A 25634-nucleotide genomic window follows, 5' to 3' on the forward strand; every position below is an offset into this window, starting at 1 on the left:
GCCCGGCGGTCGTTGCCGGGCGGACCTTCACCGCACCTGTTGCCGGGCGGACATTTGCCTGGGCAGGAACACCTCGGCCAGCATGCAGCGCGCGCTGCCGCCACCGATGCGCTCGATGGTGTCGATGTAAACCGGCAACGGCGTGGTGTGAGTTTCGATCAAGCGACGCTGATCGGCGTCCAGGGATTGCCAGGCGGTGCGTGACATCACCAGCAGCGGCTCGCCCGCTGCGTTGTGTACCTCCAGCATGTTGCCGGCGAAAGATTCCAGTTGCGCCCAATCCAGGGCGATCACCTGCTTGCCGCTGTCTTCCAGGCGCGCACGCAATGCCTGGCGTTCGTTGGGATCAGCAACCGATGACAGGCACACCACGGCCAGGCGCGTGCCCACGCTCATCATCACATTGGTGTGATAAATCGCCACGCCTTGGCGGTCCACCGCGTTGAACGCGCAGAGTTCGTAGCCCAATTGGGTGACCAACTGATCCAGTGCCCGGGCGTGGGTGCGCGTGGAATACCCGGCGTAGCAGATCCGCTGTTGCCGATCCAGGACCATGCTGCCGGTGCCTTCCAGGAAAACCTCCTGCTCTTCAAGGCTGGACAGGTCCAGCACCTGTTCGACCCGGTATTCGCCCAGCAACCCGTCCAGTACACCCTTGTCCCGTTCCAGACGCCGGTTGTGGCCCTGCATCGGGTACAGCACCAGGGTGCCGTCCGGGTGGCTGCTCCACCAGTTGTTGGGGAAGATCGAGTCCGGGGTATGCGGCGCTTCGCGATCGTTGTGCACCAGGACTTCGACGCCGTGCCGACGCAACGCGTCGACATAGCCATCGAACTCGGCAAGGGCCTTGAGTTGTACGTCTTCGGTAACGGTTGCCGGACGCTGGAAGCGGTTGTTCGCCGCCGTGTCCTGATTGAAGGAGAAACGTGTCGGACGAATCATTAAAACCGTATTGGTGGTTTGCATGGGCACAGGCTCAATGAGGGACGAGAGAGGCTCATTGTCTGTTTCAAAGCGGGAAAAACCCGGTTGATAACGGCTGTTGCGCTGATGGAAACGGCTGAAGATTCCGGGTTGCCCAGCCGATTTGGTGAGGACCAGAAAGCAAAAGATCGCAGCCTTCGGCAGCTCCTACAGGGACCGTGTTCACCGCCGTTCTGTAGGAGCTGCCGCAGGCTGCGATCTTTTGATCTTATTCCATGGTGGTCTTGACCATCGCCAGCTCCGGGTGGCTGACCAGTTTGTCGATGTGCAAATCCGGGTCGTCGAACCAGACTTCGGTCAACACCCGGTAATGCTCCATGTCACGGCAGCGCATGCGCAGGCTGTAGTCGAACGCGCCGCTGATCAGGCGACATTCCAGCACCTGCGGGCAGGCGCGGACTTTGGCTTCGAAGGCCTTTTGCGCCGCGCGTCCGCTCTGGTTCGACAACGCCACCAGCACCAGCAATGACAAGCCCGGCGTCAGTTTCTTCTCGTCGAGAATCGCGCCATAGCCGCGAATGACCCCAAGCTGTTCCAGCTTGCGCACTCGTTCCAGACACGGCCTGGGGGTCAGGTGCACGCGCTCGGACAGCTTTTGATAGGTGATGCGCCCTTCGTGGCGCAACACTTCAATGATTGCCTGATCGATACGATCAAGCACGATCGACAGATCGCGGATATCCGCCATGTACGCCTTGCCTCACTTCAAACGACCCGATAGAAATTGCTGCAAACGTTCACTGTTCGGCCGGTCGAGTATCGTAGCATCACCCTGCTCCTCGACCCGCCCCTGATGCAAGAACAACACCTGGCTGGAGACCTGCCGGGCAAAGCCCATTTCGTGGGTCACCATCAACATGGTCCGGCCTTCTTCGGCCAGCGCCTGAATCACCTTCAGCACTTCACCCACCAGTTCCGGGTCGAGCGCCGAGGTGGGCTCGTCGAACAACAGGATTTCCGGTTCCACCGCCAGGGCCCGGGCGATCGCCACCCGTTGTTGCTGCCCGCCCGACAGAAACGCCGGGTACTGATCGGCCACCCGTTGTGGCAAGCCGACTTTGTCCAGATACGCCCGAGCGCTCTCCTCCGCGGCCTTGCGACTCATGCCCAGGACGCGACACGGCGCCAGCACGATGTTCTCCAGCACGGTCAGGTGACTCCACAGGTTGAAATGCTGGAACACCATCGCCAGTCGCGTACGCAAACGCTGCAGCTGCTTGGGGTTGGCGACACGCATGCCACCGACACCCTGGCGGGTGAGGACTCGCTCGCCATCCAGGGCAATGGCGCCTTCGTCCGCCCGTTCCAGAAAGTTGATGCAGCGCAGCATGGTGCTTTTACCCGAGCCGCTGGCGCCGATCATGCTCACCACGTCCCCTGCCCTTGCGTTCAACGAGACGCCCTTGAGTACTTCGTTGTCACCAAAACGTTTATACAGATTTTCAACGGTGAGTTTGTACATGCGAATTCTCCTGCAGCGGCACACCTGACGGCGCCGCTCTGGATAAAGAATGGAAGTCAGTGCGCCGGACCGAGGAAGCTCAGCCAGCGCTTCTCCGCCAGGCGGAACGCGCCGACCAGCCCGAACGACAGCACGAGGTACAGCAGGCCGGCGATACCGAAAGCCTGAAAGGTCATGAATGTCGCGGCGTTGGCGTCCCGGGCGATTTTCAGGATGTCCGGGATCGTTGCGGTGAACGCCACCGAAGTCGCGTGCAACATCAGGATCACTTCATTGCTGTAGTACGGCAGCGCGCGGCGCAGCGCCGAAGGCAGGATCAGTTGCAGATACAGGCGCCAGCCACTGAGGCCATAGGCATGGGCCGCTTCGATTTCACCGTAGGGAATGCTGCGGATCGCTCCGGCAAAAATTTCCACGGTGTAGGCGCAGGTGTTGAGGGTGAACGCCAGCAAGGTGCAATTCATCGCATCGCGAAAAAACGCTTCCAGCAATGGCTGTGAACGGACCACGGCAATGCCGTAGATGCCGCTGTAGCAAATCAGCAACTGGATATACAACGGCGTGCCGCGAAAAATGTAGGTAAACAGCTGAACCGGCCAACGCAAGACGCCCCAGCGCGAGACGCGCAAGATCGCCAGGGGCAACGACAGGAAAAAGCCCATGGCAATGCTCGCCACCAGCAGCCACAGGGTCATGGCCAACCCGGTGAGGGTTTCGCCGTCGCTGAACAGAAAGGGTTTCCAGTATTCGGCAATCAACTCGATCATCGCGCCATCCCCCGTACACCCTGGTTGTAGCGCCGTTCCAGCACGCGCAAGACATAGTTCGAAGCGCTGGTGATCAGCAGGTAAAGCGCGGCGGCCAACAGCAGGAAATCAAGCATGTTGAAGGTGCTTTTGCCGGCCTCCTGCGCGACTTTGACCAGGTCCGACAAACCGATGATCGACACCAGCGCCGTGGCCTTGAGCAGCACCAGCCAGTTGTTGCCAAGGCTCGGCAAGGCGAAACGCATCATTTGCGGGAACACCACGAAACGAAAACGCTGCCAACGGCTCAGGCCAAAGCACGCGGCGGCTTCCTGCTGGCCGCGCGGCACACTGAGAATCGCCCCGCGAAAGGTCTCGGTGAAATACGCACCATAGATAAAACCCAGGGTGATGATGCCGGCCACGAATGGATCGATTTCCATGTAGGGCCAGCCCATGGCCTCGGTCAGGGCGCTGAGCCAGCCTTGCAGGCTGTAGAAGATCAGCAGCATCAACACCAGGTCGGGCACGCCACGGATCAGTGTCGTGTAAAAGGTCGCCGGCAGATTCAACAGCTTCAGCGGCGACAGCTTGGCCGCCGCGCCGAGCAGCCCCAGCGCCATGCTCACGACAAGCGCGAGCGCCGACAGTTTGAGGGTGACCCAGGTGCCGTGCAGCAACAGAGGGCCATAGCCTTGCAGGGCCGAAAGATCGAGCCCGATCAGATTCAGGAAGGAGTTCACGCCAGTCACCTGTCTTGATGCGCCGCGGTCGCTGCAACACCGCGACCGGGACGCGAGGATCAGTTGTTGTAGAGGTCCAGGTCACCGAAGTGTTTCTGCTGGATCTGCGCGTAGATGCCCTTGTCGTGCAGGGCCTTGATGGCGGCATTGAGCATGCCCTTGAGCTCTTCGTTGTCCTTGCGCACACCAATGGCGATTTCCGACGGCACCAACGGGTCGCTGATGCCTTCACTGTTCTGGAAGTCCGCCCCTTGTGGCGAGGTCAGGAAACTCATCTGCGCTTGCAGCTTGTCCTGGATCGACGCATCGAGACGGCCAAATACCAGGTCGGCATAGACCTGATCCTGATTCTGATAGGCCCGCAGTTTCACCCCGCCCGGCGCCAGTTTGGTCTTGGCGTAGGTTTCCTGAATCGTGCCCTGCATGTAACCGATGGTTTTGCCGCGCAGCGACTCGGCGGTCGGCAGCAGACCGGAATCCTTGCGGGTAACGATGGCGGTCGGTCCGGCGTACAGGCGATCGGTAAAGTCGATCTGTTTTCTGCGCGCGTCGGTCACGGTCATCGAAGATTCGATGGCATCGAACTTGCCGGCCTTGAGCCCCGGGATCAGCCCGTCAAAATCATTGCTGACCCACACGCAGGTGAGCTTCAGCTCGGTACATATTGCATTGCCCAGATCCACGCCGAATCCCTGTACGCCGCCATCGGCCGTGGTGGATTCAAAGGGTGGGTAACTTGGGTTGACGCCAAATCGCAGCTCCTTCCATTCCTTGGCACTGGCGCCCGTGGTGCAGCACAGCAACGCGAGTGCCGGCAAAGTCAGCCATTTGATGTTCATGTTCTTGAGTCCCGGATTATTTGGATTTATCGCGATCCGGCGCCTGCGTCGGACCACACTTTTTGACAGGGGCAGAGAGTCTTTGCGGTCTTCACCGCAGCCGTTTTTGTTGTTGTTATCGACTGGGAGCAGCCAGTCGTCGCAGTTGCACGCCATCTCAAGCGGCGAACGACAAGTGCTTGAAACGGACCGCCAGAATGCCAATTGCCGGGAGGGTGCTGGTGTCGTAACCCCCTGTTCAAACAGCGTGCCTGTGCTGAACGAAGGGTTTTCACAGCCGATTCTGTCGTCTGCTGCAAGTGGCTGTTTCTCCGCTTGATGGGCGCGCTACAACCAATGCGATTGCCGTTGAGGCTGACTGATCCGCATAAGGATGAGCAGTAGCGGGTGCCTGGCCGATTCCGCTGTGCACGCTCTGTTTTTCGACTTCTCTGGCTGTATCCAGGGTCGGTATTGGCCGAAATCTTCTCGCCATTGCCTCGACAATAAGTGCGTTGCAACCAAACGGACCACCTCATCGCGAACGCGACAGGTCGTCCGGACCGGCACACTAAAAGACGCGCAAAGGAACCCCATATGACCCGTTACATTGACGTAAATGATCTGAGCCTCCTCGTCCGGGAAAAAGGCTTACCCAAATGCCTGATCGAAATGGCCGAATACATCCGTCAAGACTACGTACGCTGGCCGGATTTCGAAAAATGCGCGCGCCTGGCGAACCATTCACCCGAGGGCGTCATCGAGCTGATGCCCGTGTCTGATGCGGCGCTCTATGCCTTCAAGTATGTCAATGGACATCCGAAGAACACCCACAACGGCATGCTGACGGTCATGGCGTTCGGGGCACTGGGAGACGTCGATACCGGCAAGCCTGTGTTACTGAGTGAAATGACGCTGACGACCGCCATTCGCACCGCTGCCACCTCAGCGCTCGCGGCCCGTTACCTCGCCCGACCGGACAGTCGCCGAATGGCACTGATCGGCAACGGCTCACAGAGCGAATTCCAGGCCCTGGCATTCCATACTTTGCTCGGCATTACTGAAATCAGTCTCTACGACATCGATCCAGCGGCGACAGCGAAACTGGTCGCCAACCTGCGGGCCTACCCTGCCATACAGGTGACCGTTGCCAAAACCGTCGCGCAAGCGGTGCGTGGTGCCGACATCGTGACCACGGTCACAGCCGACAAGGCCTACGCAACCATTTTAACACCAGAGATGATCGAGCCCGGGATGCACCTCAACGCCGTGGGCGGCGATTGCCCCGGCAAGACTGAACTGCACCGGGACATCGTGGAACGTGCGCGAGTCATGGTTGAGTACGAACCGCAAAGCCGCATTGAAGGAGAAATTCAGCAGATGCCCGCCGACTCTCCGGTTATCGAGTTCTGGAAAGTCGTCACTGGTCAGACCCCGGGTCGCCAGCATGCCGAGGAAGTCACCTTGTTCGACTCGGTCGGCTTCGCCATCGAGGATTACTCCGCCTTGCGTTATGTGCTGGATGTTGCAAAAACGCTCAACATTGGCAGCGATATTCAGCTGGTACCAGAGTTGCAGGATCCCAAGGACCTGTTCTCGTTGCTGCTGCCTTCGGCACCTGCCGATGCAAGGCTTAGGGCTTGATACCACTCGACACAATTGCCTATCGCAAAAGCCGGCCCGACCTGCATGCGCAATCGGCCAGCAAGATGCCTGGCGGCAATGAAACGCTTTTGACCCAGGTGCCATTGGTGGAGCACCTGCAGTCAGAGAAATGCAAATGCAGGCCGTCAAGTAACACTGACGGCCTGCTCTGCGGGAGCTTCAGGCAAGTCGTGTCTGCTCACCGACGTCACAGCTCATGATGATGTGAATCGCGCACCAGGCAAATGGTTCTGATCGCACTCCAGGCACCGACGCGAGATTTGGCAACACTGCGGCGTTTTGCTTGCTTGATCGTTGGCGCTAGCCCGCTCCCCAGTGTCGAACATCATCCGCTGTGACCTCATGTCCGGAAAAAAGCCCGGGCAACTCTGCCTTGAGAAAGTCCACCCAGGTCCTCACCTTGGCATCCAGAAAGCGCTTGGAAGGATAGAGTGCATAGACGTTTCGCTCCCTGAGCCGATGGTCGCCCAGCAGGCGCAGCAACGTGCCCTCGCGCAGCGACCGGGTTGCGGTGTAGAACGGCAGCAGGCTGATGCCCATCCCGGCCTCCGATGCATTGACCATCGCCTCGGGAACGTTGCTCTGGAAGGTCTTGCCGGGCACCACTGAATGCTCGCCCTGCCCGTCACGGAAAACCCACTCATCGCCGTACAACGGGTCGATCATGCGCAGGCAGCAGTGTTCATTCAGTTGTTCGGGGTGGGTGGGCAGGCCCCGACGCGCGATGTACGCAGGCGATGCGCAAGGGATGCTGAAGATGCGCCCTACCGCTTGGGCAACGAATTGTGAATCCGCCAGTTCCTGGGCAATGGAGATGACCACGTCGTGCCCGTCTTCAAGGGGGTCGGGGTTGCGTTGCGACAAGGTCAACTCAACCACTACGTCCGGATAGAGCTCGCAGTAGCGGGCAATCAGTGGCGTCATCAGCACGCCCAGCCCGGTCAAACAGTGCAGACGCAACCGGCCATTGGGCTCCAGGTGAGCGCCACGCGCTTCTGCGGTGGCCTCGGCCATGTCGTCGAGTATTTGCCGCGCCCGCAACAGGAAGCGTTCGCCGGCTTCGGTCAGGCTCAACCGGCGGGTGGTGCGCTGCAGCAGACGTGCCTGCACGTGCTGCTCGAGATCAGCCACCAGCCGAGACACTTGCGCCGTGGAAAAGTCCAGCGCCTGTGCGGCGGTGGTAAAGCTGCCGGCATCGGCTACACGCACAAATACCCGCAGGCTGTTAAGCAAATCCATGAACCCTCCGAAGGCAATGACTGTTGCATCTGATGTAACGCAGCATCAAGTACAGCCCTCTTTATCCCTACCTGTAAAAGAATAAAATTCACTCATCAAAACACCACGGAGAAAAACATGAAGACCTTGTCGAGTGTACTGTTGGCCCTGACCACAACCGCCGTGATGGCCGCCGAAAGCACCCCGGTCACACCAACTCCAGCTCTGGATATCGCCAAGGTCATCTCGGTAACCGATACCTCGACTGCATGCGACGTCGTGCCGGCGACCATGGTCTACATCGACCACCAGGGTGAAACGCACACGTTGACCTACAAGGTGATGGGCATTTGCTCGGGCGTTTGAGTACCGATGCGTACCGACTGGCTGCCCAGTCCATCGAACACTTGATCCAGGCGCTGCAGCGACTGATCAAGATCCCCAGGCACGGCAGCCGAAGACTGCTGCGCCCAGACTTTATTGCTCATACTCGCCTCACTCACAGCAACGTCCAGGTGTAGCTCAGGATCAGCCGGTTCTCATCGATATCGCTGCGGTAATTGGAGCGCGCCATGGCATTGCGCACCCGGACACCCAGCCCTGCGAAGGTCCCGCTCTGCACGACGTAACCGAGGTCCAGGTCGCGTTCGCGGTCCTTGCCTTCGAAGCCCTTGCCGGTGTCGACGTTGTTGCCGGTGATGTAGCGCACGGTGCTGGTCAGTCCCGGCACGCCGAGGGCGGCGAAGTCGTAGTCGTAGCGCGCCTGCCAGGAACGCTCGTCGGTGGAGGCGAATTCATAGGTCGGCACTTCGTTGCCCAGCGGCGAGATGTTGGCAAATACCCGAGGGAACGCGCTTTCACCGTAGATACCCTGGTAGCCGACGTAGAAGGTATGGCCACCGTGCTTGGCCGACAGCAGGGAGAAGAACGCCTGGTTGTCGATATTGCCCAGCAGCTTCTTGCCATCCTCCTTCGCGTCGAAATAGCCGAGGTTGGCGCCCAGGGTCCAACTGCCAAGGGGCTGGCTGTGTTTCAGGCCCAGGAAGCCTTGCTGGTAGATGTCTTCCAGTTGCCCGTACCAGGCACTGACGCTGGTGCGTTTGTCGTTGAAGACGTAATCGCCGCCACCATAGTTGAACGCGTCACTGCTGGCCTGGCGCTGGGGCACGTAGCTGAGCATCGCTTGCATCTTCTCGTCGCCGGCCTCGTTACGCAGGTGGGTGGAGCTCAGATGGCCGCCTTGCAGCGTCAAGCCATTGATCTCAGCGGAGCTGATGCTCGCGCCCTGGTAACTGGGCGGCAGCAGGCGGATGTCACTGAAAACCAGCACCGGCAAGTTGGGCTGCAGCTCGCCAACGCGCAGTTCGGTTTTCGAGTAACGCAGCTTCAGCGTGCCTTCCAGGCGGCTGTAGTCATCGGCAGCGCGGCCATCGCTGTGCACCGGCAACAGGCCGGTGTTGACCCGGTCCGGGCTGCTGTCGAGCTTGAGTCCGAGCAGACCGATGACATCGACGCCGACACCGATCGGCCCTGGGGTGTAACCGGACTTGGCGTTGAGGATAAAGCCCTGGGCCCACTCCTCGGCCTTCGACTGCCGGTTAGCGCCGACAATGTCCGAATAGTCACGGCTGAAGTAGTAATTGCGTGCCTGCAAGGTGGCGCTGGCATCCTCGATAAAACCGCCCTCGGCGGCCATCAATTGGCTGGAACAACCCAAGGCAACAGCCGTGGACAATAGCGTACGAGTTGCATGAATGGTTGACTTCATCGGTGTGCTCTTATTGTTGTTATGAATAGGTAAGGCGTGGCGAAAACGGGTCAGCGCGTCATCTCCCGGGAGCGGCTGGTTGCGGTTGCAAGGGGTGGCCGCCGCGTACTCGACAGCAAGTGCGCGACCATGCCGAAAATCAGCCCCCAGAACGCGGCGGACAATCCGAACAGCGACATGCCTGAGGCGGTGGTGAGGAACGTCACCAGCGCCGCTTCACGGTCATTCGGCACGGCCATGGCATTGGCCAGGGCGCCGGCAATTGCAGCGAACAGGGCCAGCCCCGCGAGAGCGGCGATCAGTTCTTTGGGAAAGGCCGCGAACAACGACACCAGGGTCGCACCGAAAATGCCCAGGACCAGGTAACAGAGGCCGCCGACCACCCCGGCGACATAGCGTTTGCCCGGGTCTTCGTGGGCCTCGCGGCCCGTGCAGATGGCGGCAGTGATCGCCGCCAGGTTGAGGCCGTGGCAGCCAAACGGCGCCAACAGTGCCGTGCCCAGCGCGCTGCAGGCGATGATCGGACTGGCCGGTGTGGTGTAACCCGAGGCGCGCAACACGGCCATGCCCGGCACGAACTGACCGGTCAGCGCCACCATCACCAGTGGCAAGGCAACGTTCAAGCTTGCACCCAGGCTGAACTGGGGGGTGATCCACACCGGCGTCGCCAGGCCGATCACCAGGGCTTCGCGGTGCAATTGGCCGGTGAGCATGGCGATGGCACAGCCCACCACCAGTACCGCCATCACCGCGTATCGCGGCAGCAGCCGTTTGCACACCAGGTAGGTGGTGAACATTGCCAGCACCAACCCGGGCTTGCCTTGCAATGACACGAACAGGCCAGTGCCAAAACGCAACAGAATCCCCGCCAGCATTGCCGCTGCGATGGCGCCGGGCAGCTTGCCGATAATGCGGTCGAAGGCGCCCGAGAGGCCGACCAGAAAGATAATCAGACTGCTCAGCAGATAAGCGCCGACGGCCTCGTTCATCGAAATGCCCGGCAGCAACGCCACCAACAGGGCCGAGCCGGGTGCCGACCAGGCAATGATGATCGGCACGCGGTAACGCAGGCTCAGGCCGATCCCCAGCAGCGCACTGCCAATGGAGATCGCCCAGACCCAGGACGACAGCAGTTCGCGAGACAGATGCGCAGTGTCCGCCGCCTGGAAAATGATCACCAGGGGCCCCGCATACGAGATCACCGTGGCAATAAAGCCTGCAACTGCAGCGGACAGTGAAAAGTCACGCATCAAGACGTTCATCAAACAGCTCCTTGTGGACTCAGGCCTTGGCCGCCGACAGCGGTTCGCCAACGCTGGAGGCGTTTCGCTCGCTGCTGATGGCATACAGAGTCATGGCGAGGGCTGCCACCGCACCCGGCAGGGCGAACGCCATGAAGTTGAGTTGCAGCGGCAAACTGATTCCCAGCAACGCACCGCCTAACAGAGGGCCAACAATGGCTCCGTTGCGGCCAATCCCCGACGCCCAGCCGAGCCCCGTGGACCGAATGGCCATGGAATAGAACTGCGCAGCACAGGCATACAGCAGGATTTGCGAACCGATGGTGGTGGCGCCAGCGATGGCGATCAGCAGGTACAACACAGGGGTCGGACTTTTGAACCCGAGCAAGGTGATCGACACCGCGGCAATGGCAAAGAACACCGCCAGTACCCTTGGAAGGTTGAGCTTATCGCCCAAAACGCCCCCACCCACCGCACCGAAAATCGCGCCGAAGTTCAACACCAGCAGGAAGGACAAGCTTGAGCCGAGGCTATAACCGGCGTTGGCCATGAGTTTCGGCAGCCAGGAGCTCAAGGCGTAGACCATCAATAAGCAGCAGAAAAACGCCAACCAAAGCATCAGGGTGCGCAAGGCGCGGCCTTCGCGAAACAGCTGCAGCACAGGAGTGCCGATACCCTTCACCTCAGTCATGTGCAGGATGTCGCCGGGCTGTGCGATGTAGCGTGCGTCGACCCGCTGCAGTACGTTGCGCGCCTCTTCGTTGCGGCCCTGACGCAGCATGAAACCCACCGATTCCGGCAGGAAATACATGATCAACGGCAGCAGCAATAACGGCAGCCCTGCCACGTAGAACACAGCCTGCCAACCGAAGCTGGGAATAAGCACAATCCCCAGGCCCGCCGAGAGCATCCCGCCCACCGAATAGCCGCTGAACATGATGGCGACCAGGGTGCTGCGAATTTTCTTTGGCGCGTACTCGTTCATCAGCGCCACCACGTTGGGCATCACGCCGCCGATGCCCAGGCCGGCAATGAACCGGCAGATGCCAAACGTAGTGGGACTGGTGGCAAAGCCATTGAGCACGGTGAAGCCGCTGAAGAGCATCACGCAAAGGGTGATGGTTTTCTTGCGCCCGATCTTGTCCGACAGCGGGCCGAAAAACAGCGCACCGAACATCATGCCAAACAGCGCATAGCTGCCCAGCGCCCCAGCTTCCAACGGGCTCAATCCCCACTCTTTCATCAGCGTCGGCAAGACCACCCCGTAGATCACCAGGTCGTAGCCGTCGAAGATGATGATCAGGGCGCACCAGAACAAAACCATCCAGTGAAAGCGGTTGAAACGTGCGTTGTCGATAACCTCGTGTACATCGATTTTTCGCATGACATCGGTCTCTTGTTGTTATTTTTTTATTGTTCGTTTGGGCGTTTCAGCGTGCGGCTGTGAGCGGCGCGGGCAACGGTCCACCGATGGCGGCCGAATTGTTGCCTGCCATGCAATGCACTGTTACGCAGGATGCAAATCAAGGGTATTGAGAGCGCGAGGGTGCCAATATCCGCTTTGCGCAGATCGCTATCCGTTTTGTGCAGGGGGTGATATCGCATTGATCTGCTGATCAATGTACTGGCGCCAGTCTTCGGGGCCGGATGTTGCGGCAGTGACAGGCATGACACTTTGCAAGCGATTGAACATTCGTCGCACCGCAAGAACCTGTCCGTATGTGAAACTGCAATGCTCAAATCGCCCTTTCTTGCAGACTGCACGCCCCAGATGATGAACACGGATCGCAAGTCCTTGTTTACCGGCGTATTGGCTGGCGGATGCGCTTGGCACAGGAAATGCGATAGCTACCGGGACGCCTCAATGCCACACCCCGTTGAGGCTCAATTCCACGCTAGCCGAGGCAGCCAACATGAACGCGATTGACCTTCTGAAAGCCGATCATCAAACCGTGAAAACCATTCTTGCTCAATTGAGCGAGTCGACTGATAAAGCGATCAAGAAACGCACTGACCTTCTGGATAAGCTGGAGATGGAGATTTCCATCCATACCAAACTGGAAGAAGAAATCCTCTATCCAGCCTTCAAGGAGGCAGGGACCAAGGAGCAGGACGTCATGTACTTCGAAGCGAAGGAAGAGCATCGCACCGTCGACTCGCTGGTATTGCCGGATCTGAAGCAGACTGATCCGGGCACACCGGAATTTGCCGGGCGGGTGAAGGTCGTCAAAGAGCTGCTGGAGCACCACATTGAAGAAGAGGAAACCGAAATGTTTCCTCAGGCGAAAAAACTGTTGGGGAAATCCAGGCTCGACGACCTCGGAGAGCAAATGGAAGCGATGAAAGCCAGTTGCAAGAAGGAATGGGCCGCAACCCATATGGCAGCCTGAGGCCTGCACGATCGCAAAGTCCGGTCTACAAAAAGATGGAGCGGACAATAAGCAACCTGTGGCGAGGGAGCTTGCTCCCGCTGGACTGCGCAGCTGTCCCATTTTTAGGGCCGCTTCGCGCCCCAGCGGGAGCAAGCTCCCTCGCCACAGATACAGAGGAGATCCTCTATAAACAATCGCCGTTCACTTCCCCCTTCACGGAACTTGCACGACAGCCACTGAAACGCGTTGCCTGTCACTGACCAGGCAAGCAACCAGCGCCGCCACGGCAATGGCAAACAGATAAAGGACTTGCCGTCCCAAGTGCTCCATCAATGCGCCTGCCACCAATGGCCCGATGGTTGCGCCGATACCGAACGTCACCAATAACACCCCCGCCACCGATACACGCAGTTGGGGCTCCAGATTGTCATTGGCATGAACAACGCCCAATGGGTACAGGCAGAACTGCAGGAAACCTATCACGGCGCCTGCCAGCATGACCCAGCCCTGTCCCGGGGCCTGCAAAAAGGCCAACGGCAGGTAAGCGACGCACAGCAGAACGGCGGTCAGGCGAATCAGGCCTACGCGGGAAAAACGGTCCGACAGCTTGCCCAGCGGCAATTGCGCAAACAGTCCGGCCGCAATGCTCAGGGCCATGAACTGGCCAACCTGTGCAGGGGTGAAACCCGATTGCGCCGCGAAGATCGGGGTCAATCCATAGAAACAGCCATTGAGCAATCCCGACGCCAGGACAGTACCCAACGACTGCGGCAGACGACGGACATAGCGCATGAAGCTGACCCGATCCTGGTTGATCGGGCTGGGCTGCATACCCCGGTGCATGGCCATCGGCACCAGGCCGATGGCAAAGGCGATGGCCACACCGGACAACACCAGGGTGTCGAGCCCATTGCCCAGGCCCAGCAGCAGTTGTCCCAGCATCATCCCCACGTAGCTGGCCACCATGTACAGCGACATGGCGCCGCCACGACGATCACCCGGCGCACAGTCGTTGAGCCAGCTTTCGATGACCATCAGTTGGCACATCATCGCTACACCGACCACGAACCTCAACGCCAGCCATAGCGTCAGCGAGTCGCTCAATTGGTGGCTCAGTACCGCCGTGACAATCACCCCCGCACTGACCACGAAGGCCCGCACATGCGAGATCCGGCCAATCAGCCAGTACCCGATCCGCCCTCCGAGCACCATTCCCAGCGCATTGGCCGCCATGAGCGCACCGCCCCAGAACTCTGCGACACCGGCGGCGTCCAGGCGCAAGGCCAGATACGTCATCAGCAGGCTGGACCCCAACTGCATCAGCAGAGCTGCAGCGTATATCGTTGCAAAAACCTTGGTGAGCGCCAACATGTTCAGTTTTCCGGATCAGACGAGGCCGTGACGTTGTTTCCAGTCACCGGGATGCACGACATAGCCAAACAGGGCGTGTCCGCCATAGACGAGCTCGGTACCTTCGGGTATCCACAGCAATTGCCCTGGCGCCACCCGGTACAGTTCACCGTTCGCTCTCAGTTCGAAACAGCCTTCAATGACGAAAATGACCTCGTCATAAAGCAGCGTCCAGGCGACCTCGGCGCCCTCCCACCGCGCAAAGCCAATCCCCAGATGAGGCGACACTTCATTGCTCAGGGCACGGGCAACGCTGGCGCCCCCCGGGGGGCCGCCGCGATGCACAAAGTCCAGGTCCCGGTGGTCGACCAGCATCACCGGCTTTCTGTCAGCAGGCGCCTGGGTCATAGTTCGCGCCTGCTGTTCCACGCCGCCCAGCGGATACGTGAACGCACGCCCAGCCCCAGGAAGGGTTCTGGCGGATTGCGTGAAGGCATGCCCGTCACGGACTGGATGTCATCCAGACGCTGAGAGTCGGCGCCCACTACTTTATCCGCCAGCAATGTCCCGGATATGGTGCCCCACGCAGCCCCTACTCCGTTGTCACAAGCCGTCGCGAAAACGCCGTCGTCGAGCTTGCCGAAGAAGTTGGTGAAATTGCGCGAAATCGCATAGACCCCGCCCCAGGTGTGTGTGAAGGGAACATGGGCAAGTTGCGGATAACGGGCGTGAAAAGCCGCGCAATGATCCTCGCGGACTTTCTGGCGGATCGAATCATTGATGCTGCGCCCGTAGCGTGGCACGTGCTTGTAGGTATTGCGGATGATGAGACGACGATCCTGGGTCATCCTCACCGTGGTGCCGGCGTGGTCGGCCGGTGTCAGCCCCCAGTCGGCCTGAACGCCAACAGAGGCCATCTCGGCGTCGGTGAGCGGGCGCGTCCAACTGGCAAACGTCATTACCGGCAGCAGCCGATTACGCAAGTAACCAAACTCCTGGGTGAAGATGCTGGTACCCAGCAGCACCTTCGGCGTGCGGATCAAACCCTCTTTACCGACCAGGATCCAGTTTCCGCCGGCGTCCTTCTCCAGGCGCTGGATGGGCGATTCCTCGAGGACTTCAACGTTCTGCGGCAGTGACGAGCCCAGGCCGCGCACCAGTGCCGCCGGCTGCATGAGGTAGCAACCGGGGGTGAAGATCGCGCGGCTGTAGTAGTCGGTCCCGAGTACACCGGCCAGTTCCTGGCGTTCCACCTGGCGATAAGGCTCACCCAGGTCGGCCAGCAGTTTCTCGAAATGGTCGAGGTAGGCAAGACCACGCTCACCCACCGCCCCTTGGTACTTGCCGGCATGGGACCACTGACAATCGATGGCGTGGCGACCGATCAGGGTTTGCAGTTGATCGATGGCCGCGCGGTTAAGGCCCAGCAGGCGTTGCTTGTGCTGTGGGTCCGGATGTTCCAGGGCAAACTTGTGCGGCAGATCGATGACGAAACCGGAGTTACGCCCCGATGCCCCATAACCGACACGCTGGGCATCGACCAGGAGAATGCGCGACTGTGGCATGTGCTCGGCCAACCGGCGTGCAGCGGCGAGACCGGCGAAGCCGGCACCGATCACCACGTAATCGGCCTTTTGTTCACCGGTCAGGCGCTTGGCCGGACGCGGTTCGGGCAGTGCGGCGTACCAGCCACAACTGTGGTCATCATGGGGCAGGTTAACGATACTGTTCATGGGTCAATTCTCAAGCCACATGCTGTGGGATGTCCTGGCAGTTCTGCAGCCAGGCATTGCGTTTTTGTTGGGCCTGCCGCCCGAGCAGGACGAAGCCGCGCAAGGCGCCATCGTTGTCTCGGAAGGTTGCGCTCAGTCCGTCCCCGGTCGCGTCGCAGTGCCATTGCCCGGCACAATCGATAGGTGGCGGGAGCAAACACAAAGGGGCCGCCGGCGTCTTCACCGTCACCGGCGCGAGTGGATAGGTCACTCGCGTCGGCTGTCCGGACAAGGTCCTGGCCAGGGCGCGTATGCCCTCATTGATCGGCGCAAGGTAAGGCAGCAGTTGCCCATTCACCTCGATGCAATCGCCCAAGGCATAGATGCCGCTTTGCGAAGTCTGCAGGTGCGCATCCACCTTGATCCCTCGCCCGCACTCAAGGCCCGCGGCTTGCGCCAGCTCCACGTTAGGCCTCAGGCCGACTGCCGACACCACCAGGTCCGCATCGAAGTGCTGACCATCGGCCAGTTCCAGTCGATAGCCGTTCGCGCCCTGCTCGATACGTTGCAAGGTCGTGCGCAAATGCCATTGCACGCCCAGACCGGACAACGCGTGTTGCAGTTGCAGGCCCGCCGGTTCCGGCAACAGACGCTCCATCGGCCATTTGCCCAGGCCGATGACCCGAACCTGATAGCCGCTGCTCGCCAGGTCGTTGGCGAACTCACAGCCAATCAATCCGTCCCCCAGCACCGCAACGCTGCGCACACCGTCGAGGCGCTCACGGAACGCCCGGTAATCCTGCAGGTTGTTGACGCTCAGCAATGCATCGGCACAACCTTGGATGGGCAGGCGCAGCGGCGAAGCCCCGCTGGCCAATACCAGCTGGCCGTACTGCATCTCGCCCAGATTGGTATGAAGTCGTCGCGCCACAACGTCGATTCGCTCGACCCGGCAGTGGCTATGAATCCGGATGCCCAATCGCTGTTCCAGCGCCATCGGACTTTCCGTCGCCAGCGCCGCGGCACTGCGACCCTGGGCCAGCGCGATGGACAGCGCCGGCTTGGAATAGAGATGCCCACAGTCCTGGGTCAGTACCCGGACATCGAGTTGCGGGTTGGCTTTGCGCAGCGCCTGAGCCAGGCCGTAACCGGCATATCCGCTGCCGATGATGACCACTGGCTGGGCCGGTGAAACGTCAGCCACGGCCTGCTTCACAACAACCGGGGCAACGGTCGCGACCTTGACCGGCTCGCTGATTTCGATCATCTCGAAATCGGACTTGCCGACCTTGCACTCGGGGCACAGCCAGTCTTGCGGCACATCTTCCCAGCGGGTCCCGGCAGCGATGCCGTCGTCGGGCCAACCCAGGGCTTCGTCATAAATCAGGCCACAGATAATGCAGAGCCACTTTTTCATGCTGATGCCTCCTCACTCGCCCGAGATGCGCACGGCCAGGTTCTTGGTCCTGACGTAGCTGTAGAGCGCTTCCTGGCCTTTCTCCCGACCGAAACCGGAGAGACCTACGCCGCCAAAGGGCGTTTCGATGCCGCCGGCGTACCACTCGTTGATGAACACCTGACCCGCACACAGTCGCCGCGCGCAACGCAAGGCGCGATTGAGGTCTTGAGTGAACACGCCGGCGACCAGGCCGAATTCGGTGCCATTGGCAATGCGAATGGCCTCCTCCTCGGTATCGAAGGCAATGACCGCCAGGACCGGGCCGAAGACTTCGGTCTGGGCAATATCCATGTGCGCGGTGACGTCGCGGAACACCGTCGGCGCCATGAAATGCCCCCGCAGCCCGCTGATCGCCTCACCGCCGGTGGCGACCACGGCCCCCTCCTCCTCGGCACGCCGGCAGATGGCCTGGATGCCCTGAAGCTGACTGGCGCAAATCACCGGCGTCAGGTCCGGGTTGTCCTGGCCTAGGCCGATGCTCAGGCTCTCGGCCATTGCCACCACATCAGCGACCACCTCGTCATACAGCGAACGATGCACCAGCAGGCGCGACATCGCCGAGCACACCTGACCGGCATTGAAGAAGATGCCGTTGCGCACGCTGGCCAGCAGTTGCTCGCGATCGGCATCGGGGAACACCAGCGCAGCAGACTTGCCACCCAGTTCCATGACGCTGGGAGTCGCGTGCTCGGCGGCGGCCCGCAGGATGCTCTGCCCCGTGGCGACAGAGCCGGTGAAGACAATCTGGTCGACCTCACGATGCCCGGCCATGTAGGCCCCCACTTCCCGACCGCGGCCACAGATCAGATTGACCGCCCCCCGTGGCAAGCCCGCACGTTCGATGGCCTGCAACAGCACACACAGCCCCAGTGGCGAAATCTCCGGCGACTTGATCACCACAGCGTTACCGGCCGCCAGGGCCGGCGCCAGCGAACGGGCGCAGATGGACACCGGAAAATTCCACGGCACGATCTGCAGCGACACGCCCATCGGGTCGTAGACCGTGAAGTCCATGTAGCCGTTACCCAGGGGAATGGATGTGCCTTCGATCTTGTCGGCCATGCCGGCGTAATACTCGAAGTAGCGGGCCGCCTCGACGAATTCGTCACGGGCATCGCGCAGGCTCTTTCCATTTTCCTGACACAGGACCCACGCGCCCTCTTCAGTCACTGCGCGAATTTGCGCGGCGATTTCCAGCAGCCAGGTCACCCGTTGCGCAGGGCGCGCGCGGGTCAGCTCACCACTGTCGGCACAGCGTCGCGCCGCTTGCAGCGCGCGCTCTGCGTCGGCCACTCCAGCCTGGGCGATGGTGGCGACAGGTTCCGCCGTACCGGGGTTGTTGACGGTAATGTGCTGCTCACTGTCGGTCCAGGTGCCGTCGATGAAGTTCAGCCAGTGCGGTTGGATCGAATACATGCTCATCTCCTCACGCGCTCTCGGCGCAGTCGAGCAGCTGACGCGCCGCCCACTGGTGGAAGAAATGCGTCGGCAAATCCATTTCCGGGGAGAATGCACCACCGCCATAGCCGGGAGAGTGACGGCCCTTCTGCATGCCTTCGACGGAGGCGATGTCCTCGGCAAACACCACGCGCCAGGACTGCATGACAGCGTCACGCGCCGCTTCGAAACGGTCATCGAGGGCCTCGTCGCCGACGTAGAAAAGACGCAGGTGTTCGACGGTTTTTCCGGGGGCAATCGGCTCCAGCATCATGGCGAAAGCATGGTCGGCCTGAATGCCCAGCAAGACGTTGGGGAAGAACGCTACGTATTCTGCGGTGCGCAGGCGATCCCGCGGCCAGGACGGGAACATGGGCAAGTGAGTGCCGGCGACGTCGGACAGGTTATAGGCATGGCTGCCCTGGCCGGCGAACTGATCGAAGATGATGTTGTAGTGATCTTCCAGGCGCGAATAGCTGTTCAGGCTCGGGTGTACCCATGGCAAGTGGTAAGCCTCGCAGTAGTTTTCCACCGCCAGTTTCCAGTTGCAGTTGACCTCGATGCTGACCGCACCACTGTTGGGCTCGCGGCGCATCAGGTCCATGCCGTCAGTGCCGAGGAATTGGGTCCAGCGTTCGGTGAGCGGCGCGAGCTGCTCTTGCAGGTCCGGCGCGTCAGCCGACAGGTTGATGAACACCATGTCCATCCAGATCGCACTGCGCAAGGCTTTCAGGCCATGCTTCTCGCAGGCGAAGCGCTCGTCCTTGTGCTGATTGATGCCGCCGACATGGGGCGTGCCTTTGAGGCCACCGTTCAGATCGTAGGTCCAGGAGTGGTAGGGGCAGCGAATCACGCCCTGCACTTCACCCGCCTGCTGCACCAGCTTCACGCCACGGTGACTGCACACGTTGTGGAACACCTGGACCAGGCCTTCGCGGTTACGCATCAGCAACAGGGGCAACCCCATGAAATCCACCGGCTTGACGTAGCTGTTGCCCGGCAGGTCGCTGGCGAAACCGACACACGCCCAGTTGCGACCGAGCACGTGATCGCGCTCCAGGTCGAAATAACGTTGCTCGGTATAAAACTCATTGGTCAGGCCATGGGCCTCGTGGATCGGAGCCAGGACAGTCTCAAGGGTGTGTGTCGGGATGAGGCGGGTCGCGGTCGTGGAAGTCATTATTGTTTTCTCTTGCTGGCACGAAAGGAAATGCACGGCAGGTCCGGCCTGCTGCATGACGGCGAGTTTCGGCAAGAAGAGGAAGCCTCGACAAACGATTTTTGTTGCACGCATTAATGATTATTGATCATCAATATGCTCGGCATGCTTTGCTGATACGGTTCAGTAAAAGATGGGGTTTTTAGTGTTTTACGCGCCTCGGAATTAATGATCAAAAGTCATATATTGATGAGGATAAATGAGTTGTCGGCGGCCCCTGTCTCCACCATTTTGTTGCCACATCCCGAGCCTGCCTCGAGATCACCCTGAGGAGTCGATGACCGGCCGTTGGCATCCGCCAATGACCGCCCTTCCCCTCACCCGGCGAAACCCTCAACCCTTGAACAATAATAAAAGGGGAAAAAAATGCGTGCAGAATCGGGCCTTCTCAAAGGTCTCAACCCGAATGTAACCCTGGCTTCGATCACCACCGTGGTCCTGTTTGTGCTGTTCTGTGCGTTCATGAACGAGCAGGCAGCCAAAGCGTTTGAAACCGCGTCGACCTTCATCCTGACCAACTTCAAGTGGTACTACCTGGCACTGCTGAGCGCTGTGCTGTGCCTGCTGCTGTACATTTCCGTCAGCCGGTTCGGCACCCTGAAACTGGGCGCCCACGACGACCAGCCGGAGTTCAGTTTTGGTTCCTGGATCGCCATGCTGTTCAGTGCGGGCATGGGCATCGGCCTGATTTTCTGGTCGGTCGCCGAACCCATGCTGCACTACGCCGACAACCCGTTCTCCAAGGGGCTGACGGATGAGGCCGCGAGCATGGCCATGCGTATCACCCTGTTCCACTGGGGCCTGCATCCATGGGCGATCTTCACCTTGATCGGCCTGAGCCTGGCGTACTTCGCCTATCGCAAGGGTCTGCCCCTGGCGCTTCGGTCCCTGCTCTACCCACTGATTGGTGACCGGATCTACGGCTGGATCGGGCATGTCGTGGATATCATGGGCGTGGCGATTACCGCCTTCGGCGTGTCCCAATCCCTCGGCCTGGGCGTTGCACAAATCAACACCGGCCTGCACCAGGTGTTTGGCGTGCCGGTCAGTATCGGCCTGCAGCTTTCGATCATCCTGGTGGTCACGATCATCGCCTCCATCTCACTCCTGGCAGGCCTGTCCAAGGGAATGAAACGGATTTCGACACTCAACATGTACATGTCGATCCTGTTGATGCTGATTGTCCTGGTGATCGGGCCGACCCGTTACATCCTTAACCTCATGTTCGAATCCACCGGGGACTATGTGCAGAACCTGGTCGGATTGAGCCTCTGGATGGACACGCAGAAAGACACCCAATGGCAAAACTGGTGGACCGCCTTCTATTGGCCATGGTGGATGACCTGGGGGCCATTCGTGGGGCTGTTCATCGCGCGGATTTCCAAGGGGCGGACCATTCGCGAGCTCATCGTCGGTGCTTTGGTGGTGCCTACCCTGGTCACCATCCTGTGGATGTCCGTCTTCGGTGGCGCCGCGCTCAAGAGCGAGCAAACCGAACGCCAGCAGTTCCAGAAAGCAGCGACAAGCACCGAGCAGGTGCAGGAACAGGCCACCTTCGAAGGCGGCACGATTCTGCTGGCGACCAAGAAGGAACCCACGGCGGCCATGTTTACCCTGCTCGGAAAACTGGACGGCCCCGTGATCGGTGGCGCGCTCTCCATCTTCGTTTGCCTGCTGCTCGCCGTGCACTTCGTGACCACGGCCGATGCAGGAACCCAGGTCCTCTGTACGCTGAATGCGATGGGAAGCACCAATCCACCCAACTGGATCAGGTTGCTCTGGTGTGTGCTGGAAGGTGGTGTCGCGGCGGGACTGCTGCTGGCGGGAGGGCTCAAGGCCATTCAGATGGCGAGTATCGCCGCAGGCCTGCCCATTGCAATCCTGATGATGGTCATGAGCTACACACTGATTCGCAGCCTGCGGGCGGAACCCTTCGGCGACCTGCCCCACTTGCCTCCCGCTCGCCTGCCCATTCCGGAGCACGCCCGGGAAGCGTTCCCGCAACGTGGCGGCCCTTTGCCGGACGGTCCCGGGGAATCCTTGCTGACCGCCAGAAAAGCCGGCTGAAACCAGCGCTGTGGCCTGTGGAGACAGGTCACAGAGACTACTGAATGAAAAACGCCGCCAGCCAACCGCTGACGGCGTTTTTTTTGGTTCTTCACGCAATCCCGGGAAACTGTAGGAGCTGCCGAAGGCTGCGATCTTTTGATCTTGATCTTCAGTAATCTTCAGATCGCAAAAGCAAGATCAAAAGATCGCAGCCTTCGGCAGCTCCTACAAGGGAACGCGTGCACCACCAAACAACGAGGTCGAGCGTTAGCCCGCCTCGCGGTGCTGTTGCGGTGCACGCCCCTCGAGAGGCCGCCGCAGCAATGGATATGTACACCTCCAACAAAATACTCCAGCCATGAGGCCGTCATCGCCAGCAATCGAAGGTCGACCGGCAGCTCCTACAGTTTCCCGGGATTCCGTGATGAACCTTTTTTTTCAGGACCGTGCCTTATCCCTGGACGGAAGGGAGTCCCATCAGCCAGTCGCGAAACAGCTTCACGCTGTGTCGTGGGCCACGGGTACTGAGTGGTTCCAGCAAACAAAACTGGGCGTTTGTCTGCAGCACCAGATCGTTTGGTCGAACCAGCGCGCCCGTGCTCAGCGGCTCGTCGACCAGATTGTTCCAGGCCAGAGCCACACCCTGCCCGCTGATGGCCGACTGGATCAGCATGCTGTAGCTATTGATGTTGATCCGGTGTTTCGGGGCAACGGGAGCACGCTCCAGGCGTTTGAACCATTCCGGCCAGCCGATCCAGTCCCGCTGGGAGTCCTCAAGCCATAGCCAGGTGCAGGAGGCCAGCCCTTCAATCGAAGACAGTTGGGGATGCTTGGCCAGGTACGACGGACTGCACACCATGAAAATCTCTTCCGAGAACAGCGGCGTAACGTCCAGGCCTTTCGGTGAGGCACTGCAGTAATACATCGCCAGATCGCAATCGAGCTTGGCGTAGTCCTTCACATGATCGATCGCAATGATCCGCAGATCGATCTCTTCATGCTGGCGTTGAAACTCGGCAACCTTGGGTAAAAGCCAGAGCGATGCCATGGCCGTGCTGGTGGCAACGGTCACCTGCTGATCCCCGCGCCATTGCCGGATTTCCCCCGTGGACCGGGCCAGACTCTGCAGACAGTCGCGAACCGTCTCGTGGTACTGGGCACCGGTCGGCGTGAGGTTGATGGTACGGGTTGTTCTCTCGAACAATGTCTTGCCGAGATAATCCTCCAGCAATCGAACCTGCCGACTGATCGCGCCCTGCGTGACATTCAGCTCTTTGGCAGCGAACGTAAAACTCAAGTGGCGGGCTGCAGCCTCAAAGGCAATCAAGCTGTTGAGGGGCGGAAGAGGCTGAATTTTCAAGGCGTTTACACCCACATATTCTTGTTTTTACCGAATCGCCATTCTAGTGATTCGCACGCGGTCAGGCGCAGGTTTTATGCGTAGCCCGCTATATTTACGCTGTGTTTTTTTGCTTCATAGAGGTCGGGGGGGATTTGTACCTTCGATTGAGCAAAAACGACCCAAGGGGCACATGCCATGCACAGCTTGTTTTATGCAACAGCCCAGTTGACCAGAGTTCGCGTACGCCCTGTTGATTGGCTGGAGCCCCCTCGTGCTGCACAGGCATCCCCCCTCGAACGCCAGGCAGGCATTTGCGGCGGGATTCTGCTTTTCGCGATGGGCGTTTCGTTCTTGCTGTGGTTACTCGGCAGCTAGACCCGCCCCCGCAAAGCACAGCAAGCAATGGTTGCCCCATGACTGCCACGCTTTGCGGAGTGCCAGTTTAGTGCCCGTTTTTGATCATGTCCGCGGCCTTTTCGCCGATCATGATGCACACCGAGTTAGGGTTCCCCGAGATCAGCGTTGGCATGACCGATGCGTCGGCAACGCGCAACCCTTCCATACCATGCACCCGGAGATCCGGGCCCACTACCGAAAGCTCATCCACTCCCATGCGGCAAGTGCCGGATGGGTGCAGCGCGGCGTGCGCTTGTTCGTGACAGAATTTTTTCATCTCTTCACGGGACCGGACCGCCACGTCCGGCACATGCCGCCTGGCAATGAATGGTTTGAAGGCGGCCTGGGACATGATTTGTTCACCCACCAGGCAACCATCCACCAGGCTTTCAATATCGTAAGGGTCGGAGAAATAGTTAGGCACGATCCGCGGAGGTGACATCGGGTCGGCTGAATAGAGCTCGACATAGCCTCTGGAGCGTGGACGTATCTGCCCCAGGTTCAGCGTGCATCCATTGCCACCGGGAACAGAGTCAACGCCCTCCTCGATGCCTGCACCCACGACCATGAAGTACTGGATATCGGGATGGGTTGCCGCCTTGTCACCCCACCAGAAGGCCCCGCCTTCGATCAGGTTTGACGCCGCCGGACCTTGTCTGAACAACGCGTATTGCAAACCGGCCATCATTTTCCAAAGCGGCTTCTTGTACTTGTCGTAGCTATGCGGGCCCGTCAGTTCATACACCAGCGACACTTCAATATGGTCCTGAAGATTCTGGCCGACACCGGGCAAGTCCTTGATGACTTTGATGCCATGTTTATCCAGCTGCGCGGCCGGACCAATGCCGGACAACATCAACAGTCGCGGCGAGTTGATGGCGCCGGACGATAAAATGATTTCCTTGTCGGCGTGCATCACATGGCGCACGCCCTTCTCGATGTATTCAACACCAATGGCTTTGCTGCCTTGCGTCAAGATACGGATGACGCGACACCCCGTCTTCACCGTCAGGTTCTTGCGCGATTTGGCGGGTGCCAGGTACGCCACTGCGGCACTGCTGCGAAAGCCGTTTTTGGCGGTGATTTGATACAGCCCGCACCCCTCGGGCTTGCCCGAATTGAAATCTTCGTTGTACGGCAATCCGTGCTGCTGGCAAGCGCGAAGCCATACTTTGGTCAATGGATGGACATTGATCGGATCGGAAACGCCCAGCGGCCCGCCAACGCCGTGGGCCTCATTGCAGAAGCGCTCGTTGTCTTCGGCCTTTTTGAAGTATGGGAGTACATCATTGTAGGACCAGCCGGTGGCGCCCTGCTCCGCCCAACCATCGTAGTCGGCCGGAACACCGCGGATGTAGATCATCGCATTGACCGAACTTCCGCCGCCCAGCACGCTGGCCTGGACCATCGTCGGCGTCTCGGTCCGGCGTTGATCTTCGGTAGGCTCCCATGCATAGCGTTTGAGCAGCGGGCCTTGCGCCGTCTTGTAGTAGGCGCCGGGAATATGGATATAGGGGTTGCGATCGCGAGGCCCCTCTTCGAAAAGGACGACGGATGCTGTTGCGTCTTCGCTCAGCCTCGAAGCCACGGTGCAACCTGTCGATCCGCCTCCGATTACGATAAAATCCACCATTACGACCTCAGATCTTTTTA

The 25634-nt window shown here is 59.9% G+C and carries 23 protein-coding genes and 1 pseudogene; 4 read left to right on the forward strand and 20 right to left on the reverse strand.

Annotated elements, in window-relative coordinates; genetic code table 11:
* Nucleotides 1–27: 27 nt before the first annotated feature.
* The 6 genes from ctlX to ACEN83_RS15270 form a co-directional block, all read right to left on the reverse strand.
* Complete coding sequence (ctlX, locus tag ACEN83_RS15245; RefSeq protein ID WP_495580811.1) at nucleotides 28–966, reverse strand: citrulline utilization hydrolase CtlX; 939 nt, start codon at nucleotides 964–966, stop codon at nucleotides 28–30.
* A 226-nt stretch (nucleotides 967–1192) separates the two neighbouring features.
* On the reverse strand, nucleotides 1193–1672 hold the full coding sequence (locus tag ACEN83_RS15250; RefSeq protein WP_007974731.1) for an Lrp/AsnC family transcriptional regulator: 480 nt from the start codon (nucleotides 1670–1672) through the stop codon (nucleotides 1193–1195).
* Between the two features lie 12 nt (nucleotides 1673–1684).
* Entirely contained in the window at nucleotides 1685–2446 is a 762-nt protein-coding gene (locus ACEN83_RS15255) for an ABC transporter ATP-binding protein (protein ID WP_007986657.1), read from the reverse strand.
* Nucleotides 2447–2502: 56 nt separating this feature from the next.
* Nucleotides 2503–3213, reverse strand: coding sequence for an ABC transporter permease (locus ACEN83_RS15260; protein WP_102700408.1), 711 nt, complete (start codon nucleotides 3211–3213; stop codon nucleotides 2503–2505).
* The gene (locus ACEN83_RS15265) at nucleotides 3210–3935 is read right to left on the reverse strand and encodes an ABC transporter permease (RefSeq protein WP_495580812.1); all 726 of its coding nucleotides are present in this window, start codon (nucleotides 3933–3935) and stop codon (nucleotides 3210–3212) included. Before ACEN83_RS15265 ends, ACEN83_RS15260 begins: the two co-directional genes overlap by 4 nt.
* 59 nt (nucleotides 3936–3994) lie before the next feature.
* Complete coding sequence (locus ACEN83_RS15270) at nucleotides 3995–4774, reverse strand: transporter substrate-binding domain-containing protein (RefSeq protein ID WP_495580813.1); 780 nt, start codon at nucleotides 4772–4774, stop codon at nucleotides 3995–3997.
* A gap of 576 nt (nucleotides 4775–5350) precedes the next feature.
* Between ACEN83_RS15270 and ocd the strand changes: the two genes are divergently transcribed.
* A complete protein-coding gene (ocd, locus tag ACEN83_RS15275) occupies nucleotides 5351–6397 on the forward strand; it encodes an ornithine cyclodeaminase (protein ID WP_495580814.1) in 1047 nt (348 codons plus the stop codon).
* 321 nt (nucleotides 6398–6718) lie between these two features.
* Here ocd and ACEN83_RS15280 read toward each other — a convergent pair whose 3' ends face one another.
* Nucleotides 6719–7657 (reverse strand): LysR family transcriptional regulator, encoded by a 939-nt coding sequence (locus ACEN83_RS15280; protein WP_495580815.1) that lies wholly within the window; start codon nucleotides 7655–7657, stop codon nucleotides 6719–6721.
* Between the two features lie 117 nt (nucleotides 7658–7774).
* On the opposite strand from ACEN83_RS15280, the gene ACEN83_RS15285 reads away from it, so the two are divergent.
* Nucleotides 7775–8002, forward strand: a complete 228-nt coding sequence (locus tag ACEN83_RS15285) for a DUF2790 domain-containing protein (protein WP_495580816.1) — start codon at nucleotides 7775–7777, stop codon at nucleotides 8000–8002.
* Here the strand turns inward: ACEN83_RS15285 and ACEN83_RS15290 are convergent.
* From ACEN83_RS15290 to ACEN83_RS15305, 4 genes are read right to left on the reverse strand one after another with little or no spacing between them, the layout of a single operon-like run.
* Entirely contained in the window at nucleotides 7969–8124 is a 156-nt protein-coding gene (locus ACEN83_RS15290; RefSeq protein WP_495580817.1) for a hypothetical protein, read from the reverse strand. The genes ACEN83_RS15285 and ACEN83_RS15290 overlap by 34 nt on opposite strands.
* An 11-nt stretch (nucleotides 8125–8135) precedes the next feature.
* On the reverse strand, nucleotides 8136–9404 hold the full coding sequence (locus ACEN83_RS15295; protein ID WP_495580818.1) for an OprD family porin: 1269 nt from the start codon (nucleotides 9402–9404) through the stop codon (nucleotides 8136–8138).
* Between the two features lie 50 nt (nucleotides 9405–9454).
* Nucleotides 9455–10666 (reverse strand): benzoate/H(+) symporter BenE family transporter, encoded by a 1212-nt coding sequence (locus ACEN83_RS15300; protein ID WP_495580819.1) that lies wholly within the window; start codon nucleotides 10664–10666, stop codon nucleotides 9455–9457.
* Nucleotides 10667–10685: 19 nt separating this feature from the next.
* Nucleotides 10686–12029 (reverse strand): MFS transporter, encoded by a 1344-nt coding sequence (locus ACEN83_RS15305; protein WP_495580820.1) that lies wholly within the window; start codon nucleotides 12027–12029, stop codon nucleotides 10686–10688.
* Between the two features lie 529 nt (nucleotides 12030–12558).
* Between ACEN83_RS15305 and ACEN83_RS15310 the strand changes: the two genes are divergently transcribed.
* On the forward strand, nucleotides 12559–13035 hold the full coding sequence (locus tag ACEN83_RS15310) for a PA2171 family ribosome-binding persister protein (RefSeq protein ID WP_495580821.1): 477 nt from the start codon (nucleotides 12559–12561) through the stop codon (nucleotides 13033–13035).
* Between the two features lie 195 nt (nucleotides 13036–13230).
* Here the strand turns inward: ACEN83_RS15310 and ACEN83_RS15315 are convergent, their stop codons facing one another.
* From ACEN83_RS15315 to ACEN83_RS15345, 7 genes and pseudogenes are all read right to left on the reverse strand, one after another.
* Complete coding sequence (locus ACEN83_RS15315; RefSeq protein ID WP_495580822.1) at nucleotides 13231–14388, reverse strand: MFS transporter; 1158 nt, start codon at nucleotides 14386–14388, stop codon at nucleotides 13231–13233.
* A gap of 15 nt (nucleotides 14389–14403) precedes the next feature.
* A complete protein-coding gene (locus ACEN83_RS15320) occupies nucleotides 14404–14775 on the reverse strand; it encodes an ethanolamine utilization protein EutQ (protein WP_495580823.1) in 372 nt (123 codons plus the stop codon).
* The gene (locus ACEN83_RS15325) at nucleotides 14772–16100 is read right to left on the reverse strand and encodes an NAD(P)/FAD-dependent oxidoreductase (protein WP_495580824.1); all 1329 of its coding nucleotides are present in this window, start codon (nucleotides 16098–16100) and stop codon (nucleotides 14772–14774) included. The genes ACEN83_RS15320 and ACEN83_RS15325 overlap by 4 nt, the downstream gene beginning before the upstream one ends.
* A 10-nt stretch (nucleotides 16101–16110) precedes the next feature.
* On the reverse strand, nucleotides 16111–17346 hold the full coding sequence (locus ACEN83_RS15330; protein ID WP_495580877.1) for an FAD-dependent oxidoreductase: 1236 nt from the start codon (nucleotides 17344–17346) through the stop codon (nucleotides 16111–16113).
* A pseudogene (locus ACEN83_RS15335) lies at nucleotides 17335–17496 on the reverse strand (rubredoxin); the annotation flags it as partial. The pseudogene ACEN83_RS15335 and the gene ACEN83_RS15330, both read right to left, overlap by 12 nt.
* A gap of 12 nt (nucleotides 17497–17508) precedes the next feature.
* Nucleotides 17509–18954 (reverse strand): aldehyde dehydrogenase family protein, encoded by a 1446-nt coding sequence (locus ACEN83_RS15340; protein ID WP_495580825.1) that lies wholly within the window; start codon nucleotides 18952–18954, stop codon nucleotides 17509–17511.
* Between the two features lie 10 nt (nucleotides 18955–18964).
* Nucleotides 18965–20155, reverse strand: a complete 1191-nt coding sequence (locus ACEN83_RS15345; protein ID WP_495580826.1) for an aromatic ring-hydroxylating oxygenase subunit alpha — start codon at nucleotides 20153–20155, stop codon at nucleotides 18965–18967.
* Between the two features lie 405 nt (nucleotides 20156–20560).
* Here ACEN83_RS15345 and ACEN83_RS15350 point away from each other — a divergent pair, with 405 nt between their 5' ends.
* Nucleotides 20561–22261, forward strand: coding sequence for a BCCT family transporter (locus ACEN83_RS15350; protein WP_495580827.1), 1701 nt, complete (start codon nucleotides 20561–20563; stop codon nucleotides 22259–22261).
* 433 nt (nucleotides 22262–22694) lie between these two features.
* Here ACEN83_RS15350 and ACEN83_RS15355 read toward each other — a convergent pair whose 3' ends face one another.
* A complete protein-coding gene (locus ACEN83_RS15355) occupies nucleotides 22695–23603 on the reverse strand; it encodes a LysR substrate-binding domain-containing protein (protein WP_116579487.1) in 909 nt (302 codons plus the stop codon).
* Between the two features lie 424 nt (nucleotides 23604–24027).
* The gene (locus ACEN83_RS15360; protein ID WP_007974772.1) at nucleotides 24028–25614 is read right to left on the reverse strand and encodes a GMC family oxidoreductase; all 1587 of its coding nucleotides are present in this window, start codon (nucleotides 25612–25614) and stop codon (nucleotides 24028–24030) included.
* Nucleotides 25615–25634 lie beyond the last annotated feature (20 nt).

This window comes from Pseudomonas sp. Pseusp49, assembly GCF_059491875.1.

Excerpts from the sequence above, each read along its gene's own strand:
- ctlX (WP_495580811.1), bottom strand. The coding sequence starts at position 966 with ATGCAAACCACCAATACGGTTTTAATGATTCGTCCGACACGTTTCTCC.
- ACEN83_RS15250 (WP_007974731.1), bottom strand. The coding sequence starts at position 1,672 with ATGGCGGATATCCGCGATCTGTCGATCGTGCTTGATCGTATCGATCAG.
- ACEN83_RS15255 (WP_007986657.1), bottom strand. The coding sequence starts at position 2,446 with ATGTACAAACTCACCGTTGAAAATCTGTATAAACGTTTTGGTGACAAC.
- ACEN83_RS15260 (WP_102700408.1), bottom strand. The coding sequence starts at position 3,213 with ATGATCGAGTTGATTGCCGAATACTGGAAACCCTTTCTGTTCAGCGAC.
- ACEN83_RS15270 (WP_495580813.1), bottom strand. The coding sequence starts at position 4,774 with ATGAACATCAAATGGCTGACTTTGCCGGCACTCGCGTTGCTGTGCTGC.
- ocd (WP_495580814.1), top strand. The coding sequence starts at position 5,351 with ATGACCCGTTACATTGACGTAAATGATCTGAGCCTCCTCGTCCGGGAA.
- ACEN83_RS15280 (WP_495580815.1), bottom strand. The coding sequence starts at position 7,657 with ATGGATTTGCTTAACAGCCTGCGGGTATTTGTGCGTGTAGCCGATGCC.
- ACEN83_RS15285 (WP_495580816.1), top strand. The coding sequence starts at position 7,775 with ATGAAGACCTTGTCGAGTGTACTGTTGGCCCTGACCACAACCGCCGTG.
- ACEN83_RS15290 (WP_495580817.1), bottom strand. The coding sequence starts at position 8,124 with ATGAGCAATAAAGTCTGGGCGCAGCAGTCTTCGGCTGCCGTGCCTGGG.
- ACEN83_RS15295 (WP_495580818.1), bottom strand. The coding sequence starts at position 9,404 with ATGAAGTCAACCATTCATGCAACTCGTACGCTATTGTCCACGGCTGTT.
- ACEN83_RS15300 (WP_495580819.1), bottom strand. The coding sequence starts at position 10,666 with ATGAACGTCTTGATGCGTGACTTTTCACTGTCCGCTGCAGTTGCAGGC.
- ACEN83_RS15305 (WP_495580820.1), bottom strand. The coding sequence starts at position 12,029 with ATGCGAAAAATCGATGTACACGAGGTTATCGACAACGCACGTTTCAAC.
- ACEN83_RS15310 (WP_495580821.1), top strand. The coding sequence starts at position 12,559 with ATGAACGCGATTGACCTTCTGAAAGCCGATCATCAAACCGTGAAAACC.
- ACEN83_RS15315 (WP_495580822.1), bottom strand. The coding sequence starts at position 14,388 with ATGTTGGCGCTCACCAAGGTTTTTGCAACGATATACGCTGCAGCTCTG.
- ACEN83_RS15320 (WP_495580823.1), bottom strand. The coding sequence starts at position 14,775 with ATGACCCAGGCGCCTGCTGACAGAAAGCCGGTGATGCTGGTCGACCAC.
- ACEN83_RS15325 (WP_495580824.1), bottom strand. The coding sequence starts at position 16,100 with ATGAACAGTATCGTTAACCTGCCCCATGATGACCACAGTTGTGGCTGG.
- ACEN83_RS15330 (WP_495580877.1), bottom strand. The coding sequence starts at position 17,346 with ATGATCGAAATCAGCGAGCCGGTCAAGGTCGCGACCGTTGCCCCGGTT.
- ACEN83_RS15340 (WP_495580825.1), bottom strand. The coding sequence starts at position 18,954 with ATGTATTCGATCCAACCGCACTGGCTGAACTTCATCGACGGCACCTGG.
- ACEN83_RS15345 (WP_495580826.1), bottom strand. The coding sequence starts at position 20,155 with ATGACTTCCACGACCGCGACCCGCCTCATCCCGACACACACCCTTGAG.
- ACEN83_RS15350 (WP_495580827.1), top strand. The coding sequence starts at position 20,561 with ATGCGTGCAGAATCGGGCCTTCTCAAAGGTCTCAACCCGAATGTAACC.
- ACEN83_RS15360 (WP_007974772.1), bottom strand. The coding sequence starts at position 25,614 with ATGGTGGATTTTATCGTAATCGGAGGCGGATCGACAGGTTGCACCGTG.